Origin of the sequence: Brevibacillus fluminis, from assembly GCF_003710825.1 — a bacterium.
Classification (GTDB): Bacteria; Bacillota; Bacilli; order Brevibacillales; family Brevibacillaceae; genus Brevibacillus_D; species Brevibacillus_D fluminis.
Window position 1 is genome coordinate 43,144 of sequence record NZ_RHHQ01000018.1, and the last position, 17,437, is coordinate 60,580.

A 17,437-nucleotide genomic window follows, 5' to 3' on the forward strand; every position below is an offset into this window, starting at 1 on the left:
ATGGCGAATTGACAGATAGCAGCTCGCGCTTGATGGCATCATGCATCAAATTCACGATGCTATTTTGCATCAGAAAGCGACGATAAAATGACGCATCGGCAACCGCATTACAGATTGTGCTTTCTCATTTTACGGACGATAGTGGACTGATTCACACCTAAATGGGCAGCGATTTCACGCGTTGTTTTGTACCGCGCCATCGCCTGCCGGAGAATCCGCAGCTCCACTTCGTCCAGATGTTCCAAAAGCGAAGGCAGCGGTCCTTCTTGATCAGAGAATGCTCGCTCATCGGTTTGATTTCCACCATTGCCCAAAATCAATTGCCCTGTAACGGCATACCGTTCCATCTTGTTCTCCAGCTCGCGGACATTTCCGGGCCATGAATATTTCAGAAGCTGATCCAGCTGGGTTTCGCTGATTTCCGCATTTTTTCGGTACTTCTGGTTGTATTGGTGCAAAAAGGTAAAAGCGAGCGCATGGATGTCTTCTTTGCGTTCCCGGAGCGGCGGTATCTGGATCGGAATGATGTTGATCCGGTAATACAGGTCCTGCCGGAATGTCTGCTTTTGCACCATCTCCTCCAGGTTTTGATTGGTTGCCGTCAGAATGCGGACATCCACTTTTTTCTCTTTCGTTCCGCCCACTTTCATAATGGTTCTTTCCTGCAGCACGCGCAGCAGCTTCACTTGCAGATGCAGCGGCATTTCGCCGATCTCATCCAGAAAAACCGTCCCTTTGTCCGCCATTTCAAAGATCCCCAGCTTTCCGCCTTTCCGTGCACCGGAAAACGCGCCCTCTTCATACCCGAACAATTCCGATTCCAGCAAATTTTCCGGGATGGCCCCGCAGTTGACCGTAATGAATGGATGATCCCTGCGATTGCTTAACATATGGATCTGATTGGCCACCATCTGCTTGCCGACCCCGGTTTCCCCGAGAATCAAGACAGAGGTGTCGACGGATGCCACCGATTTCACCAGCTCGTACAAGTTCTGCATCTGTTTGCTCTTATAGACAAACGGTTTGCTTTCCAGCTTTTCCTGTTGAAACCGGACCACTTCCCGCTGATAATTGTCCAAGAGGTTCCGTAGCTCGTCCAATTGCGTGGTGAGTTGATTGATTTCCGAGGTGTCCTTGGTAACGGAGACGACGCGAACGATTTCCCCGTCATTGTTCTTGATCGGAATGGACTCAATCATGAACACATCGCCGGTCTGTGTGTATTGGAGGCTCTTTTCCCGTTTGCCAGACTTCAGTACCTTGGCGGTCACAGACGGATAAAACGCCCGGTCCCGCTCCAGATCGAACACATTTTTGCCCAAATGCTGCTGATCATCAGCTGCGGTGACACGGATAACCGTCCCTTTTTCATCGGTTACAAATACATTGTTGTAAAATTCGTAAAACACAGTTTGCAGTTCCTTGATGAGCCAGCTGTCCTGTGCAACCAGCCCATGGATCGCATCGTCGATCTCCCAATCGATCACACCCTTCACTGCATGCTGCTCGCCAGTCAGGATGACCACTTTGTTGGCCTGATAGATGCTTTTATCCTCCGCAGCGCCATTCACCACAATGGCTTCCGTCATCATGTTCTCCCAATCGGGTTGCCCGAACGACGCTAGCCCGTATCTCGCAAATCGGTCGGCGATGGCATCTCGGCGGATGCAGCCCCTGATGTCACTTCCTTGCCGCAATACAAACCATTTGCAAACCGACCTGACAGCCTCCTGCACCAATTGCTCAAATGTAATCGGCCATTCTAAACAGACGGCCTCCCTAATGAAATAATCTTCGGCCTTCATGCTCGTATCGCTCCTCCTCGCTGCTGTTTCAACCCCGTTTGATCCAAACTCCCGACAAAAGAGCGATTGCCGGCACACCGACTGATCTCGGTAGTTGACGGCGGCAATCGCTCATTGTGCCTATTATACGCGATCGGATAAAGTGGGACATCACTTTTTGGCGCTCTGCATGCGAAGAAAAACCCGCTCAATCAGCGGGTTTAAGAACGAGTGGATTTACTTTCGATCATAGTGGTAACCAGTTCCTTCAGCGTGACATCAGCCAAAATCTGCTCCATCGCTGACTGCGCGCGCAGCAAAATCAGCTGCAGCACGGCTTGAATATTCGCCCCGACCATGCACTCCGGATTCGGCTCTTCATGAAAATGAAACAGTTGCCCTTCCTCCACCACTTCCACCGCACGATAAACATCGAGCAGGGTAATAGCAGAAGCGTCCTTTACGAGATAAGCGCCTCCCGTACCCGGACGTACATTCACCAAACCAGCTTTTTTCAATTGCCCTGTCAGTCTACGGATAATGACCGGATTGGTATTGACGCTACCCGCAATCCATTCCGACGTGCAGGGGCCGTCCGGTGAAGTCGCAAGCAACGACAAAATGTGCACACCTACTGTAAAACGGCTACTGATTTTCATACGCTTCATCCCTTCGATGCAACCATTATAGTTACAGCATAGTTACAAAGTCAAGGTACACGCTGTTTCCAGACAATTGTACAGAAAAAGAGGCAAGACACTCGCTCGTGCCCTGCCCCTATCGATAAATTTGTCTTACCTTACTTCAAGTTGTTAAACGTCATAATCCAAATCGAACCGGCGATGATCGTAAATACGATTACCAGCCCCAGGATCAGCGTTTGCACATTGTAGCGCGGTTTTTCACCTTCACGAACATGCATGAAGAAGAACAACTGGATAACGAATTGCAGAACTGCCATGACCATGATCGTGATCACTGTAGCCGTTTTGTCGAGCATTTGGTTCATAACCAACACCAGTGGAATAATGGTCAGCACGATCGAGAGAACAAAACCGATCACATACGACTTCAACGATCCGTGATTGTGGTGATCTCCATGGTTTTCATGTTGCGTCATCCTACATCACCCCCAACAGGTAGACGACGGTGAAAAGGAAAATCCACACGACGTCCAGGAAGTGCCAATACAAGCTCAAGTTGGTCACTTTGCGGCGAGTTACCGGCGTGATGCCACGGCGGCGCAGCTGAATCATCAGTGCAACCATCCAGAACAAACCGACCGACACGTGAAGACCGTGCGTACCAACAAGCGTGAAGAACGCGGACAAGAAACCGCTGGTCGCGATGGTTGCACCCTCGTGCACCATGTTGACGAACTCTGTTACCTCCAAGCCGATAAAGGACAAGCCCAACACCGCTGTGACAACCAGCCATCCGATCAGCTGTTTCACGTTTCCTTTATTCATTGCCAGCACAGCCAAACCACTGGTGAAGCTGCTCGTCAACAGGATAAAGGTTTCGGCGATAACACCCGGCAACTCAAACAGTTCCTTGCCGGTTGGTCCACCTGCGTAGTTGTGCATCAGCACCGCATAGGTGGCAAACAAGCTACCGAACAGAATGCAGTCGGTTACGACAAAGATCCAAAAACCAAGTACCTTAAGCTGTTCATGATCCTCATGGCCATGGTCGTGGTCGTGCCCGTGACCATGGTCATGATGTTTTGCCACTTGTTGCATTATATAACCCTCCCCAGTGAAGCTTCCGTGCTCCGCACTTCATCCACCGGTACGTAATAATCCGTATCGTATTGGAAGGAACGCGCCCACATCGACAGGGCCACGCCGATAAATCCAATCACGGCCATCCATACCCAACCAAACGTAAAGCCAAATCCGACCAAGAAGAAGAAGCAAGACATGATAAACGGAATTCCCGAGTTTTTCGGCATATGGATCGGTTCCAAATGCACAGGTTTTTTCTTGTAGGTGCCATTTGCCATCTCTTGTTTGGTCAGCCACCAATCATCGGCATCCTTCACTTCAGGAACGACGGCAAAGTTGTAGAACGGCGCCGGAGAAGGAATCGACCATTCCAGCGTACGACCATTCCATGGGTCGCCTGTTGTATCGCGCTCGCCATGTTTAATGCTATAAGCGATCTGCCATACTTGGAAAATGAAGCCCGCACCCATCAAGAATGCGCCGACGGTGGAAATCAAGTTGAGGTCAGCCCAACCGCGGTCCCAGCCGTACGTATAGTAACGACGAGTCATACCCATGAAGCCAAGTGCGTATTGCGGCATGAAGCACACATAGAAACCGATATTCCAGAACCAGAAGCCCCATTGACCCAATTTCTCATCCAGCTTGAAGCCGAACAGTTTTGGCCACCAGTAGTAAATACCAGCCAAGTAACCAAACACAACCCCACCGATCAAAACTTGGTGGAAGTGGGCAATCAGGAAGTAGCTGTTGTGATACTGATAGTCTGCCGGAGCAACCGCCAGCATGACACCCGTGGCTCCCCCTACGAGGAAGCAAGGAATGAAGGCAATCGTCCACAGCATTGGCTGTTTAAAGGATATGCGTCCACGGAACATCGTAAACAGCCAGTTGAAGATTTTCACCCCGGTCGGGATCGCAATCAGCATCGTCGATATCGCAAAGAACACGATAACGCTAGCGTCTGTACCCATCGTGAAGAAGTGGTGGGCCCAGGTAAAGAAGGAGAAAAGAGCGATACCCATAAGGGCAAAGACCATTGATTTGTAACCAAAAATTGTTTTCTTCGAGAACGTAGCCACGACTTCAGAGAAGATACCGAAGGCTGGCACGACCACGATATATACTTCCGGGTGACCCCACATCCAGATCAGGTTGAGGTACATCATCGGATTTCCTCCGCCGCCCATAGTAAAGAAGTGAGCGCCAGCAAAACGGTCAAGGAACAGCAAAGCCAAAGTCACAGTCAAAATCGGGAAAGCGAAGATGATCATGATGCAGCTGGACAAAACAGACCAGCTAAACAATGGCATTTTCATCAATTTCATGCCAGGGGCACGCATTTTCAGAATGGTTACGATGAAGTTGATCCCCGTAGCCAAACTACCGATACCGGAAATCTGAATCCCCCAGATCCAGAAGTTCTGACCCGGTCCCGGACTAAAGGCATTTTCTGACAGCGGCGGATACGACAACCAACCGGCATCCGGGGAACCCCCGATAACGAACGACAGGTTGAACAGCATTGCGCCAAGCATAAACATCCAGAAGCTGACAGCATTTAAAAACGGATACGCAACGTCGCGCGCGCCGAGTTGAAGCGGAACGACCATATTGAACAAGGCAAACATCATTGGCATCGCCATGAACAAGATCATGATCGTGCCGTGTGTGGTGAAGATTGCGTTGTAGTGATCGGAATGCAGGAATTCTACATTCGGGAATGCCAGCTGCGCACGCATCAGCAGGGCGTCAACCCCACCGCGGAACAGCATCAAAAGCGAGGCGATCAAGTACATGATCCCGATCCGCTTATGGTCAACGGTAGTCAGCCATTCGCGCCACAACCAACCCCATTTTTTAAACTTGGTGAGAACGAAAACGATCGCTACCATCGTAAGGCCGATGGAAACATCCGCACCGTAGATCAGTGGATCGCCTGTTACAAAGAACGTCGAGGCAAAGTCTTTAATATTCTCCCACACTTGGTATTCCTCCTCCCCTTGCTACTTACTCATATCCATACCAGGCATTTGACTCATATCCATGCCAGGCATTTGATGGGCTTCACTTGCACTGCCTTCAGCCTTTTGATCGGATTTCTGTTCGCCTGCAGGCTGCTCTTGACTCATATTGCCATCATGACCATGGCTATATTTCATAACGATTTCTTCAAACAGACCTTTCGGGAAAGCAGAATATGTCTTCACATCAGACGTGCCAGGCTTTCTGAGCTCTTCATAATCTTGCTTGGTCATAACAGGATTGTTGGAGCTTTTCGCTTCCTTCACCCATTGATCGAATTCTGCTTGAGGCTTGGCGATTACTTTGAATTGCATATGGGCAAAATCTTTACCGGTGAAGTTGGCGCCCAACCCTTCATACTCACCCGGTTTGTCAGCCTGCAAGTACATCTTGGTTGCCATACCGGACATCGCATAAATTTGACCGCCCAGCTCCGGTACCCAGAAAGAGTTCATCGGGCCATCTGCGGACAAACGGAATTGCACAGGAACACCAGCAGGAATTTCCAAATAGTTGACAGTCGCAATGTTTTGTTCAGGGTAAGTGAACATCCATTTCCAGTCTAATGAAGTAACCTGAATCGTGATCGGCTTAACTTCCTTATTTGGCGACTCAACCAGAGCGTACGTATCGCGAGCTGTGAAGTAGCCTAAAATCGCAATAATGATGACCGGAATCGTCCACCAAATTACCTCGAGTGCAGTATTATGCGCCCATTGAGGTTTGTACGGCGCCTTGTTGTCCTTTGTATCCCGGTATCGGTAAACGATAAAAGCAGTGATAACAAATACCGGAATGATGATGATTGCGCACAAAATCGTAGAAATGACGATCAGATTGTACTGCGTCTCCGCAACCGGTCCTTTCGGATTCAGGACAACGTATTCACTCCCGCACCCCGACAACAGGACGCTTGCCAGCACTGCCAAGACCCAAAAAGAGATTTGTCTCAGCGCTTTTCTTCCACTCATTCTCCTAGTCCCTCCTCTTTCACAACAACTGCAAAAACATTACAAGCCATGGCGTAATTTCAATATAGATAAACACGAGTTACTACCGCCTCTACATGGTATCAGAGCCGTAGTAATTTTGAACCGCTTTTTTGCTACGTTCATTATTTCGTATCTTTTTTGTTACAAAGTGTTCACGAGTCGGTCACGAGTTGATCATAATATTGTTATGAATCTCCTCTGATGAACAATCGAATCCAGTACTGGTTGTAATACCCAACTATTGAAGGACTTTTGATTCACACCCACACCCTTTTGCCTGCAAAATAAAAAACCCGGCATGCATTATGGCATGCCAGGTTGATCCGTTCACAAATAGTTCCTTCCATATAAAAGAGCCTCCCATTTTGACTTCGTACCGGGAGGCTCTATCGTATGTTTTTCATGCTGTGCCCTACACTTCTTGGTGTTTGAGTGTCATCAAGCGGAATACCGTGCTTAAGATGAAGATATTCATACCGGCGATCAAGAATCCGATGGACACCATCAATGGAAAGTTGCTCGATCTGAAATCGCTTACACTGAAAGCCATTAACAAAGCACCGATGATTCCTACTGTCCAAGCCATCCATTTCAACATGTCTGCTGCTTTTCTTTCGTTATTCATCACGCAAGACCCCTTGTCCGCTTAAATTTCGTTTCCTTCTTATGAACACATTGTAACACAATTTTCACTTGTTGTTCAATTTTTATTCAAATTTTTATTATAAATTTGTCATAACTTTTTTCAACAACCTATTGGCTGCGCTGTTGTTACTTTTTACCTTTGTGTCACATTTGTGAAACGGTCGTTCATTTTGTCACTTTGTGAACCCTTTTGCAAAATAAAAAAGCCCGCCTATATTTTGGCAGACTCCCTATACGATGCGTGGAACACTTATGAAGGATCAATGTTTAGTTCTCTTCTGTCCGGATGATCAGCAATCTAAAGGCGGTGCTGAGCACGAAAATGTTCACTCCAGCGATCAGGAAGCCGATGGACACCATTAATGGAAGATTCGAGGAGCTGAAATCGCTTACACTTCCGATGAGCAATAACGAACCGATCCCAATCGCGATCCATGCGAACCAGCGGAGCATCTCAGAGGCTTTCAACCCGTCATTTTTCATTTTGAAAAACTCCTTCGCGGAAAATGGTTTTTTCTTCCTTTTACTATACTACCATACTTCTCGGATCATGTTCACACTTTGTTCAATTATTTGTTTAAAAGTATTCACATAATTATCTTACGTTAAAACACAATTTACTTTCTTTTTGTTTTGGACAAAAAAAGCCGAAGAGCGGCTTCCATCGACTCCTTATCGATTACTCGATCGGAGCCAACGCCTTCTCCTCGGCATAGTTTTGCAGACATTCCAGGAATGCTTGTCCATATTTATCGAACTTCGCTTCCCCGACACCTTTTACGGTAAGCATCGTACGCTTGTCTTGCGGGTTCACGTTGCACAGCTCGCGCAAGGTGCTGTCGTGGAAAATCACATAAGGCGGAACACCGGCCTGCTGGGAAATCGTTTTGCGCAGGTCGCGAAGACGCTCGAACAAGCCGTCTTCAACCTGCTGCTTGACCGGTCTCAGCATGACTTTTTGCCATACTTTCTCTTCGCCTTTCAAAACAGGAATTGCTCTTTGTGCAAGGGTCACGACCGGGAATTTGCTCTCCGTTACACCCAAATATCCATCCGCGATCAAAAGATGGATCATGTCGGCGATTTCCTTTTCGGTGAAATTCTTCATCAATCCATAGGTAGGAAGCTTGTCAAAGCCAAACTGACTCACCTTCTTATTTTTCGACGCTTTGAGGACTTGCGCAATCAGTGCGACCCCGAATCGCTCTCCCATCCGCTTCACGCAAGAAAAGATTTTCTGCGCCTCAACGGTGATATCGACCGGCTCGGTCGTGTCCGTGCAATTGCCGCATCGGCCACAGACATGAGCTGATAAGTCGCCGAAATAATGGACGATCGATTGCTGCAGGCATCTCGGTGTCCGGCAATAGTCGATCATGGCGTACAGCTTTTTGTATTCATAAGCCTTTCGATCTTCGCTCTGCTGATTTTGGTCGATGAAAAACGATTGGGTTTGGATATCCTGCGGGTGAAAAAGCAGGATGCACTCGCTCATTTCCCCGTCCCGCCCGGCACGACCGGCTTCCTGATAGTATGCCTCCAAATTTTTAGGCATGTTGTAATGGATCACATACCGCACGTTTGATTTGTCAATCCCCATCCCGAATGCGTTGGTGGCGATCATCGTTCGGATATCATCATAGAGGAACGCTTCCTGGTTACGCGCACGCTCGGTTTCTGACAGTCCCGCATGGTATTTCGTGACTGAATATCCTCTGCCCTCCAAAAAATCGTGCAGCGCATCAACATCTTTCCGGGTCGAGGCATAGATGATGCCCGCCTGTTGCCGGTTGGCATCCAAAAACTCTTGGACAAACGAACGCTTGTCTTCGCCTTTACGCACGGACAAGATGAGATTTTCACGGCCAAAGCCGGTAATGTATACTTCCTCGTCGACAAGCGACAGTTGCTTGCGAATATCTTCTGTAACCTCCGGCGTAGCAGTCGCGGTCAGTGCTGCCACAATCGGCCTGACGGGAAGCGAACGAATCGCGTCCGCAACAGCGAGATAGCTCGGGCGGAAATCATGGCCCCACTGCGAGACGCAATGCGCCTCGTCAACCGCTATTAATGAGATTGGCAGCTCTTGGAGCAAGGCGCGGAAGCTGTCCGACTCCAGCCGCTCCGGAGCGATGTATAACAGCTTGTACTCTCCCTGACGCGCTTTTGCAAGGCGCGTCCGCACTTCCCCATGATCGAGCGAGCTGTTGATCTGCGCGGCTGGAATCCCCATGCCGTTAAGCGCGTCGACCTGGTCTTTCATCAACGAAATCAACGGCGACACAACGATCGTAACCCCGTCGAGCACCAATGCAGGAACCTGGTAACAAATCGATTTCCCGCCCCCCGTAGGCATGATGCCGATCGTGTCTTTACCCGCAAGCAGACTGCCGACTATTTTTTTTTGGCCCTCCCGAAAGGACGAATAGCCAAAATAACGTTTCAGGACATCCTCCGCTTTTTGTAACAAAATCGTATCACCCTTGCTTTTGTTCTTTTCCCCATCCTACTACATGACAGCGTCTTTGAAAAATAGCAATGCCCTTGAATTTTGTCCCAATTTTGCCTTTTTGCGAAAATAAAAGCGACCGAACCTTACTTGGTCCAGCCGCTTGCAGCATCATTATCCTATTGCGTACTTTCTACCGTTTCTTCTACTCCGGTTGCATGCAGCTTTTCGATCGGAATGTACGGTCCATCGTAGCCGCACAGCGCTTTGAGCACGCCGAGGAAGCTGTCTACGATCACGGTCTGCCTCATTTTATAATTTGCAGGCAACCCGACGACGGTTACAACCAGCCCTTCTTCGATCTCAACATTCGTCAGCGGACCAGTTGGCGTCATGTAACATATCAGATCAGGCGCCATCGCCCAAATATTTGATGGTGTATTCACATACGCAAACAAGCTTTCGTTTTGATAGTTGATGACGAGCACATCGCCCGCTTGGTTCTGCACCTTGACATAGCCAACATCGAAACCGCCCTGACCGGACGGCTTTTTAACCTCAATGACCCGGCCTGTCCCAAACGTGTAGGAAGGCATACCGATTGAGCGCAGGAAATCAAGCACTCTCGGCAAAGGATCCCGGTGGCTCTCGACCGCTTCACTGATGATTCCACCAACATAATGTGCGAGCGTCAGCGTATTGGCAATCGTCGCACCCGACAGCTGGCTTCCGTTTAGCGGGTATGTCGCCAATCCGCCCATCTCACCGAAGTTGGAGGCTTGTACGATCGACCGTGCCAATGTTTCCATATTGTTTGCTGCACTGCTTCCTTTGATAGAAGATGTATCGATTTCCAAAATGGTTTTGATCTGTGGATTTACGGCAGAGGGTGCGTTTACTAATGCTGTGGGTGAAACGGGAATGTTCGCGGCGGTAAATGTGGTATTTTCCAGCTCTGGCACAGCGCGGCCTGCTCCATCCACATCGGCAACCGGTATATTTTTGCGGACAGCTACGCCAATCGGCACCAAACTATTGACCGGTCCCACTTCCATCGGCATGACGAACGAAAAAGACACCTGCAACGCTTTTTCAAGCTCATCCAAAGCCAGTTTGGTAGAACCTAAATCTGTCGCTTTTTTTAATGCGGAAGGAGACCCCAACATCGCAGTTCCTGCGCCCATTTGCTGCGGCTTAACCTGTGAAGGTGAAATGATCGAGATCGGTTTGCCTTGCTGGAGGATGTCTTCGATCAATCGTTTACCTCCATCGATCGAGCCGCCTCCCCCACTTCCGAAAAACGCAGCTCCCAGTACGATCTTCCATAAGTCATCTCTCGTAACCACTTGCTCTGCCTTTGCCCATTCCTGCATGTACGTCACCCATTTCATCGGATTTTGTATCTGCTAGTAACACACGGCTCGTCACCTACTATTTTACATGGGATCCGACAAGAATTCTGTAATTCATTTCATAATTTTTCTATTATTATCGGAATTTGTATGATCCTCTCTCAATATGTCGATTTAGGAAAATTGAACTGGGTGAACAATTGATCGCGACATAAAAAGGTCTATTTTGCCTAATAATTAACAGTTCATATGATATTTGTAAAAAATTTTCATAATTGGTAGGATGTCATTTGTGTGTCGAAATAAATGAGGAATGAGGAAAACATGTGAAGAAGCTTTTATTCATGCCATTATTGACGATTTTCTTTTTACTTGGCGCAGCTGTGACGCCTGTATTGGCGGAAGAAGAGTACAACTGGGTAAAGGGCGGCAAAACGATCGATGTAGGGAGCAATTTCGCCTCGCTTGACCTGCCCGCCAATCTGATGTATCTGAACAAGGGAGATACGGTCAAGCTTCAGCAAAAGATCGGCAATGCTCCAAGCTCCAAAGAAATCGGCAGTATTTATCCCGAGGATTTGAACGAGTCCTGGTTCATTGTTGTTGAGTATGATGAAGTCGGCTACATCAAGGACGACGATAAGAACAACATCGATGCCGACGCCATTTTGACCAGTTATAAAGAAGGTACGGAGGAACAAAACAAGGATAAGGCCCCGGACGATCAAATCCATGTTGTCGGTTGGGATGTAAAGCCGTTTTATGATGATGCGACCAAAACGCTGCAATGGTCCATGTTGGCTGAAGATGCGCAGAAAAATCCGCTGATTAACTACAACATGCAAAAGTTGACGCGCAAAGGGTATGTCTCTCTGTTGCTTGTGTCCGACCCTGCGCGATTGGCCACCGATAAGAAAACGCTCAACGAGCTCCTCCCTAAATTCCAGCTGAAATCCGGCAATCGCTACGAAGATTTTCAGGAAGGCTCCGATAAAGTGGCTGATTACGGGCTGACCGGGCTTGTTTTAGGCGGATTGGGTCTTGCGGTCGCCAAAAAAGTCGGCTTGCTCGCGCTTCTGCTTGTTTTCCTGAAAAAGGCGTGGGTTCTCGTTCTCATCGTGCTCGGCGTTGCCTTCCGCTTTATTAAAACAAAGATTTTCAAACGCCCCGCCGCACAGGCCGAAGCGAGTCCGGTGGAAACCCCCACAGATAAGGACCAAACCATGTAGGATAAACGCCATGCCAAACGGAAAAACCCGAGCTACACTCATCGGCAGCTCGGGTTTTTCCGTTTGGCATGCTAGCGTCCCCTTTTTGGAGAAGAACTCCGACCGGGCCGGCGAGCGCTGCCTTGCTTTGGTTTTTGACTGGGCTTTCCGGCGACATTTTTTCTTTGTCTGGAAGGCTGGGACAGTTGGCCTTTTTGACGAGAGCTTTTGCTGTCGCTCCCGCGCGGCCTGCTGCTTGTGCGGGCTTGTTTATCGCCTATCTCCTGTGTGCCATCCAACATTTTTCGTTTGATCGACTGGCCGATTCCCGCTTCAATCATCTGCAAAAACATCTGGTCTTTTTGCGCCACTAGCGTGATGGCAAGTCCTTTTCCCCCTGCCCGGCCCGTGCGCCCGATGCGGTGAATGTAGCTTTCCACATCATGCGGAATATCGTAATTGAACACATGCGTGACGCCGTCGACATCGAGCCCGCGAGCTGCGACATCGGTTGCGACCAGCAGTTGGATGTCAGCATCACGAAAACGCTGCATCACTTGCTCCCGCTTGGCCTGCGACAAATCGCCATGCAGCTCGTCGGAATGATACCCACGCTCCTGCAAGGCTGCGTTGAGCTTGCTCGCCCGGCGAATCGTGCGGCAAAAAATAATCGCCAAATAAGGGCGGTGCATGTCAAGCAAGCTGAACAAGGTGGACTGTTTGGCCCGATCCGTCGTTTCCACCACGACCTGCTTGATATCCTTCACCGTAACGGTTTTGCCCCGCACCTGAATTTCCTCTGGCGAACGCATAAACTTGGTCGCCAATTCGCGAATCGGCTCGGGCATTGTGGCGGAAAACAGCATCGTCTGTCGCGTGGCTGGCGTGGCATCGAGCAATTGCTCGACTTCATCTAAAAAGCCCATGTGCAGCATTTGATCCGCCTCGTCGAGCACCAGCATGTTTACATCGGAAAGTGCGATTGTGCCGCGCCGCAAATGATCGAGCAAGCGTCCCGGCGTCCCGATCACAACATGGACACTACCTTCCAGCTGCTTCATTTGCTGCTCAACATCATGACCTCCATACACCGGCAGGACATGGATGTCCGCCGCATTGGCAACCAGCTTTTTGGCTTCCGCAGTGGTTTGGAGAGCCAGCTCCCGTGTCGGCGACACAATCAGCGCTTGAATATGCTTGCTTTGTGGATCGACCTTCTCCAGAATTGGCAAAAGGAAGGCCAATGTTTTCCCCGTCCCTGTCTGGGCTTCCGCGATGACATCGCGTCCTGCAAGAACAACCGGAATGGTCCGATCCTGAATCGGCGTCGGTTCGAGAATGCCATAATCGCGCAGCGTATGGGCGAACTCGGTGCGAATCCCTAACTTTTGAAATTTGTTCAACGTATCCATCGTATAAAAAGCGATCCCTCTCTTTAAACGGCTTGCCGTCTCGCTTAGACGTTCCTTGAAATGATTGGCTTATTATATCACAGTTTCCGTTTTCAATTATATCCGGGACGTCATCATGGCTAGACATAGTCGCCCATACGCGGATTACCCCATGCTGCTGATCCGATCAATTGCGCGATTTTCTTCCAGTTTCCCCGCATCGATGAGTTGATCATCACTTCCACAGAGAAGCTTAAGAGCTTGGGTTTTTGCATCGTCGTCATCAGATGTGACATAGATACTCCCCCTGTCCCCATGCCAGCCTCCCGCTAACGCTCGCAAAAACGGCCCTTTCATGCCCACGACTCTGCTGGCCGGCAAGGTTTTTTGCAGCTGTTCCGTACCAGACGTGTGCCAGCCGTACAATGTGAGGCATTCGTTTGTCAAAGGAAATGACATATCGACGATAACCTTCCCCTTCAAACTCGCCGCATGCGCGCGTGCCCACGGCAACAGGTCTTGTATCGGGATCGCGACAACAATGACGGAATGGGCACCGATCGCATCGGCATAGGTCGCGACCCGCACATTTTGCATATCATTAGCCAGCTCTGCTGCAAAGGCTGGGGTGCGGGCGCCCCATGTGATCACCTGATTCTGAACCCGCTCTCGCCAAAAGTCAACGATCCGCCTGCCCCACCTACCATCGGCGATCACAGAGATCATCACTCATGCACCCGGGTCGCCATCACTTTGTCGATGGCCGTCATCAAGCGGGACATCCCCGTATGAATCACGTCAGGCGAAGCGTTCGTGAAATTGAGCCGCATCGCGTTCGTTTGCGCTTGGCTGACAAAGAACGGTGCGCCGGGAACAAACGCAACACCTTCCTGCACAGCTTCGTGCAAAAGGAGAGCCGTATCGATGGATTTATTGATGGAAACCCAAAGGAACATCCCGCCTTTTGGCTCAACCCACTGAAACAGGTTTTGCTCATGTTTGGCCAAAAAAGACTGCATCACTGCTGATCGATGTCTGTATTCCTCCCTTAGTCTGCACAAGTGCTGTTGCAGAGGAAAATCATCGAGAAAATAGGACAGTGCCCGCTGATCAATCGAACTGGTGTGGAGGTCTGTCGACTGCTTCGCCCGCACCATCATCTTGACGATTTCGGCTGGTCCCGTAATCCAACCGATTCGGATGCCGGGGGCGACGATTTTGGAGAAGGTGCTTGTATAGATCACATTCCTGCCCGCCTGATCTATCGCCGCAAGCGGAACCGGCTCCTCCTCCGTAAAACGTAGCTCCGAGTACGGATCGTCCTCCACAACCAACACGTCATGCTTGATGGCGAGATGCAACAAGGCTTCCCGTCTTTCCCGGCTCCATACTTTCCCCTGCGGATTGGAAAAGGTGGGGACGACGTAGATGAATTTTGGATGATGGGCAATGATTTTTTGCTCTAACTCATCAAGCAGCATGCCATCCGCATCGGTCTGGACGGCAACAATATTGGCTTCATACATCTTAAAGGCTTGCAGAGCGGCCAAATAGGACGGATTTTCCACCAGCGCCGTGTCGCCCGGCGAGAGAAAGACTTTCCCCAAGAGGTCGAGGGCTTGCTGTGAACCGGTCGTTACCAAAATGTTTTCATAGGACGCCGCCATTCCTTTTTCTCGCATACGCCCTTCAATCCGCATCCGCAGTTCGCTGTCCCCTTCTGTTGGACCGTATTGCAGCGCTTTGCGGTCTTGGCGAAACACCTTTTGATAAGCCTGCTCAAGCTCCTGCAGTGGAAACAGTTCTTCGCCTGGCAGTCCGCCTGCGAACGAAATAACATCCCTGTTTTGGGTGATGCTGAGCAAATCACGAACTGCTGATGAGGTTACGTTTTGCATTCTGGTGGAAAATGGATAGGAAAACATCAGGAACCACTCCTTGCTCACTCAGATTTGAGAGTAAGCATACGAGACGGACACTAGAACAGTAAACTCCACTTTATAACACTTTTCCGAATTTTTCGCATTGGTCATCTTCTCTTTTTCCATCAAGCGCGTTACAATGATTTCAACCATTTTTCCGATATCGGCCCGTTCGTAAGGAGGTTCCTATGCACATCGATTTAGACAGACATTCGGGTAGAACACTAACAGAACAGATTAGAACTGCAATAATTGATCGGATACAGTCAGGCTTGCTACAGGAAGGGGAAAAGCTTCCCTCGGTCAGAAGCTTTTCAAGTCAGCTGGAAGTGAGTCAGATGACGGTGTTCCATGCATATGAATTGCTTGAATTGGATGGGATGATCGAACGCGTCCATGGCAAAGGCACATTTGTCCGTAGCCAATCCGCGCGCTTGCCTTTTCAAGATCAACGTTCCGCCAAGCCCTCGATGGATTGGCAAAACCGTGTCGCCGATTATTTGCCGCGCGTGCAGTATTGGCGCATGATGATGCAGACTCCGCTTTTGGATGTCGCCAAACTCACGATGGCCGCCTTGCATGACTCCCTGATTCCTGCAGATTGGATTTCCCGGCAATTGGCCCATTATGCACAGGAGGACCATACACTTCTGACGGAGTACGGCCCGATCCAAGGGGACAGCAAGCTGCGCGAAGCCGTCCTCCCTTATTTCCGCGAGAAAAGCATCAACGTCACGGCAAGTGAAATCATGATTTTGAACGGCTCCCAGCAAGGGATCGATCTGGTCGCTTCCACATTTATTGGCCCGGGCGATTGCGTCGTGCTCGAAGAGCCTGTCTATCCGTGTACGATTGATGTATTCCGCAAACGGGGCGCGACGATCTACACGGTTCCCATTGATGACGAGGGAATGTGTGTCGATCAATTGGCAGCGCTATGTGATACACGTCCGCCGAAACTGATCTACACGAATCCGACGTACCAAAACCCGACGGGAACCGTTATGAGCGCCAGGAGGAGAGCACAGCTTTTAGAGCTGGCGCAAAGCTACCATTCCATCATTCTTGAAGACGATGCGACAAGCGACCTGTACTTTGGCGATCCGCCGCCCCCGCCTATCAAAAGCTTGGACAAATACGGCCACGTCATTTATCTAAAAGGCATCAGCAAGATGATATCACCCGGATGCAGGATCGGTTTTTTGATTGCGGATGGTACATTCATTGCGCGGCTGATCGGTGCAAAAGGCATTAGCGACCTCGGCACGCCACTGATTACGCAGAAGGCTTTGCTCCCCTTCTTCATGTCCAGCCAACTGAAAAAGCACCTGCCCTTTCTACGGGAGAAACTGAAACAGCGGCGCAATCTGGTTTTGCGGACCTTGCACAAACTGGCTCCTGCCGGCGTGAACTGGAGCAAACCGGACGGTGGCCTTAGCATTTGGGTTACACTGCCGGCGACGATGAACGCCGAGGAGCTGCACACTTATGCGATGAAAGAAGGCATCTCCTTTTTGCCGGGGCACGTCTGCTTTCCTGTCCAACAGCAGTATCATCATTTCCGCATCTGCTTTTCTTATTTGGATGAACCACTGCTTGAGCAAGCCGTCACCACCTTGTGTCGTGTGCTGCGTGAGTTTGTCCAATCGAATCGGCATTCCCAGCAAGTGATCTCCATGTAAGACGCCACCTACAGACAAGCGCGCTATCGCGCTTGTTTTTGTATAAGTGCATCGTGACTCCGCCAATAGGCTTGGCGTAGCCAGATTTTCTAACATTCTGTAGAGCCTCTGCTTTTTTGCACAACAAAAAACGGAGGCGTAATGAACGGCTCCGTTTTATAACATGCGAAAAAAAACGCTATAGTATTAGCATCCTGCTTATGGTACAATAGAAAACGATCGCTTACAGCCCACCTAAACAAGACTGTATCTATCCAAAA

At 49.6% G+C, this 17,437-nt stretch carries 15 protein-coding genes; 2 read left to right on the plus strand and 13 right to left on the minus strand.

Translation table 11 applies throughout. The features are described from left to right. Positions 1-107: 107 nt before the first annotated feature. From EDM56_RS21955 to EDM56_RS22000, 10 genes are all read right to left on the minus strand, one after another. Positions 108-1,805, minus strand: coding sequence for a sigma-54 interaction domain-containing protein (locus EDM56_RS21955; protein ID WP_122920069.1), 1,698 nt, complete (start codon positions 1,803-1,805; stop codon positions 108-110). A 200-nt stretch (positions 1,806-2,005) separates the two neighbouring features. Further along, positions 2,006-2,443: an Rrf2 family transcriptional regulator gene (locus tag EDM56_RS21960; RefSeq protein WP_122920070.1), complete on the minus strand. Its 438-nt coding sequence runs from the start codon at positions 2,441-2,443 to the stop codon at positions 2,006-2,008. Positions 2,444-2,583: 140 nt separating this feature from the next. Then, on the minus strand, positions 2,584-2,904 hold the full coding sequence (cyoD, locus tag EDM56_RS21965; RefSeq protein ID WP_122920071.1) for a cytochrome o ubiquinol oxidase subunit IV: 321 nt from the start codon (positions 2,902-2,904) through the stop codon (positions 2,584-2,586). Between the two features lies 1 nt (position 2,905). Continuing rightward, entirely contained in the window at positions 2,906-3,526 is a 621-nt protein-coding gene (gene cyoC, locus EDM56_RS21970) for a cytochrome o ubiquinol oxidase subunit III (RefSeq protein WP_122920072.1), read from the minus strand. After that, a complete protein-coding gene (locus EDM56_RS21975) occupies positions 3,526-5,496 on the minus strand; it encodes a cbb3-type cytochrome c oxidase subunit I (RefSeq protein WP_122920073.1) in 1,971 nt (656 codons plus the stop codon). Before EDM56_RS21975 ends, cyoC begins: the two co-directional genes overlap by 1 nt. A gap of 21 nt (positions 5,497-5,517) precedes the next feature. Beyond that, positions 5,518-6,507: a cytochrome aa3 quinol oxidase subunit II gene (qoxA, locus tag EDM56_RS21980; protein ID WP_122920074.1), complete on the minus strand. Its 990-nt coding sequence runs from the start codon at positions 6,505-6,507 to the stop codon at positions 5,518-5,520. A 433-nt stretch (positions 6,508-6,940) separates the two neighbouring features. Continuing rightward, positions 6,941-7,153, minus strand: coding sequence for a hypothetical protein (locus EDM56_RS21985; RefSeq protein WP_122920075.1), 213 nt, complete (start codon positions 7,151-7,153; stop codon positions 6,941-6,943). Between the two features lie 287 nt (positions 7,154-7,440). Beyond that, positions 7,441-7,656: a hypothetical protein gene (locus tag EDM56_RS21990; RefSeq protein ID WP_122920076.1), complete on the minus strand. Its 216-nt coding sequence runs from the start codon at positions 7,654-7,656 to the stop codon at positions 7,441-7,443. A gap of 196 nt (positions 7,657-7,852) precedes the next feature. After that, positions 7,853-9,643 (minus strand): DNA helicase RecQ, encoded by a 1,791-nt coding sequence (recQ, locus tag EDM56_RS21995; RefSeq protein WP_122920077.1) that lies wholly within the window; start codon positions 9,641-9,643, stop codon positions 7,853-7,855. 158 nt (positions 9,644-9,801) lie between these two features. Next, complete coding sequence (locus EDM56_RS22000; RefSeq protein WP_122920078.1) at positions 9,802-11,013, minus strand: S-methyl thiohydantoin desulfurase family protein; 1,212 nt, start codon at positions 11,011-11,013, stop codon at positions 9,802-9,804. Between the two features lie 287 nt (positions 11,014-11,300). Between EDM56_RS22000 and EDM56_RS22005 the strand changes: the two genes are divergently transcribed. Next, positions 11,301-12,203 carry a DUF2167 domain-containing protein gene (locus tag EDM56_RS22005; protein WP_246009486.1) on the plus strand — a complete coding sequence of 301 codons (903 nt, stop codon included), beginning with the start codon at positions 11,301-11,303 and terminating at the stop codon, positions 12,201-12,203. A 71-nt stretch (positions 12,204-12,274) separates the two neighbouring features. On the opposite strand, the gene EDM56_RS22010 is transcribed toward EDM56_RS22005, so the two are convergent. The 3 genes from EDM56_RS22010 to EDM56_RS22020 form a co-directional block, all read right to left on the minus strand. After that, positions 12,275-13,585, minus strand: coding sequence for a DEAD/DEAH box helicase (locus tag EDM56_RS22010; RefSeq protein WP_246009487.1), 1,311 nt, complete (start codon positions 13,583-13,585; stop codon positions 12,275-12,277). A gap of 153 nt (positions 13,586-13,738) precedes the next feature. After that, positions 13,739-14,299 (minus strand): NAD(P)-binding domain-containing protein, encoded by a 561-nt coding sequence (locus EDM56_RS22015; protein WP_122920080.1) that lies wholly within the window; start codon positions 14,297-14,299, stop codon positions 13,739-13,741. Beyond that, entirely contained in the window at positions 14,299-15,498 is a 1,200-nt protein-coding gene (locus EDM56_RS22020) for an aminotransferase-like domain-containing protein (protein ID WP_122920081.1), read from the minus strand. The genes EDM56_RS22015 and EDM56_RS22020 overlap by 1 nt, the downstream gene beginning before the upstream one ends. Positions 15,499-15,683: 185 nt before the next feature. Between EDM56_RS22020 and pdxR the strand changes: the two genes are divergently transcribed. Continuing rightward, the gene (pdxR, locus tag EDM56_RS22025) at positions 15,684-17,177 is read left to right on the plus strand and encodes a MocR-like pyridoxine biosynthesis transcription factor PdxR (protein ID WP_122920082.1); all 1,494 of its coding nucleotides are present in this window, start codon (positions 15,684-15,686) and stop codon (positions 17,175-17,177) included. Positions 17,178-17,437 lie beyond the last annotated feature (260 nt).

Bases quoted from the DNA above. Each gene is read 5' to 3' on its own strand.
- EDM56_RS21955 (WP_122920069.1), bottom strand. From the start codon at position 1,805: ATGAAGGCCGAAGATTATTTCATTAGGGAGGCCGTCTGTTTAGAATGG.
- EDM56_RS21960 (WP_122920070.1), bottom strand. From the start codon at position 2,443: ATGAAAATCAGTAGCCGTTTTACAGTAGGTGTGCACATTTTGTCGTTG.
- cyoD (WP_122920071.1), bottom strand. From the start codon at position 2,904: ATGACGCAACATGAAAACCATGGAGATCACCACAATCACGGATCGTTG.
- cyoC (WP_122920072.1), bottom strand. From the start codon at position 3,526: ATGCAACAAGTGGCAAAACATCATGACCATGGTCACGGGCACGACCAC.
- qoxA (WP_122920074.1), bottom strand. From the start codon at position 6,507: ATGAGTGGAAGAAAAGCGCTGAGACAAATCTCTTTTTGGGTCTTGGCA.
- EDM56_RS21985 (WP_122920075.1), bottom strand. From the start codon at position 7,153: ATGAATAACGAAAGAAAAGCAGCAGACATGTTGAAATGGATGGCTTGG.
- EDM56_RS21990 (WP_122920076.1), bottom strand. From the start codon at position 7,656: ATGAAAAATGACGGGTTGAAAGCCTCTGAGATGCTCCGCTGGTTCGCA.
- EDM56_RS22000 (WP_122920078.1), bottom strand. From the start codon at position 11,013: ATGAAATGGGTGACGTACATGCAGGAATGGGCAAAGGCAGAGCAAGTG.
- EDM56_RS22015 (WP_122920080.1), bottom strand. From the start codon at position 14,299: ATGATCTCTGTGATCGCCGATGGTAGGTGGGGCAGGCGGATCGTTGAC.
- EDM56_RS22020 (WP_122920081.1), bottom strand. From the start codon at position 15,498: ATGTTTTCCTATCCATTTTCCACCAGAATGCAAAACGTAACCTCATCA.
- pdxR (WP_122920082.1), top strand. From the start codon at position 15,684: ATGCACATCGATTTAGACAGACATTCGGGTAGAACACTAACAGAACAG.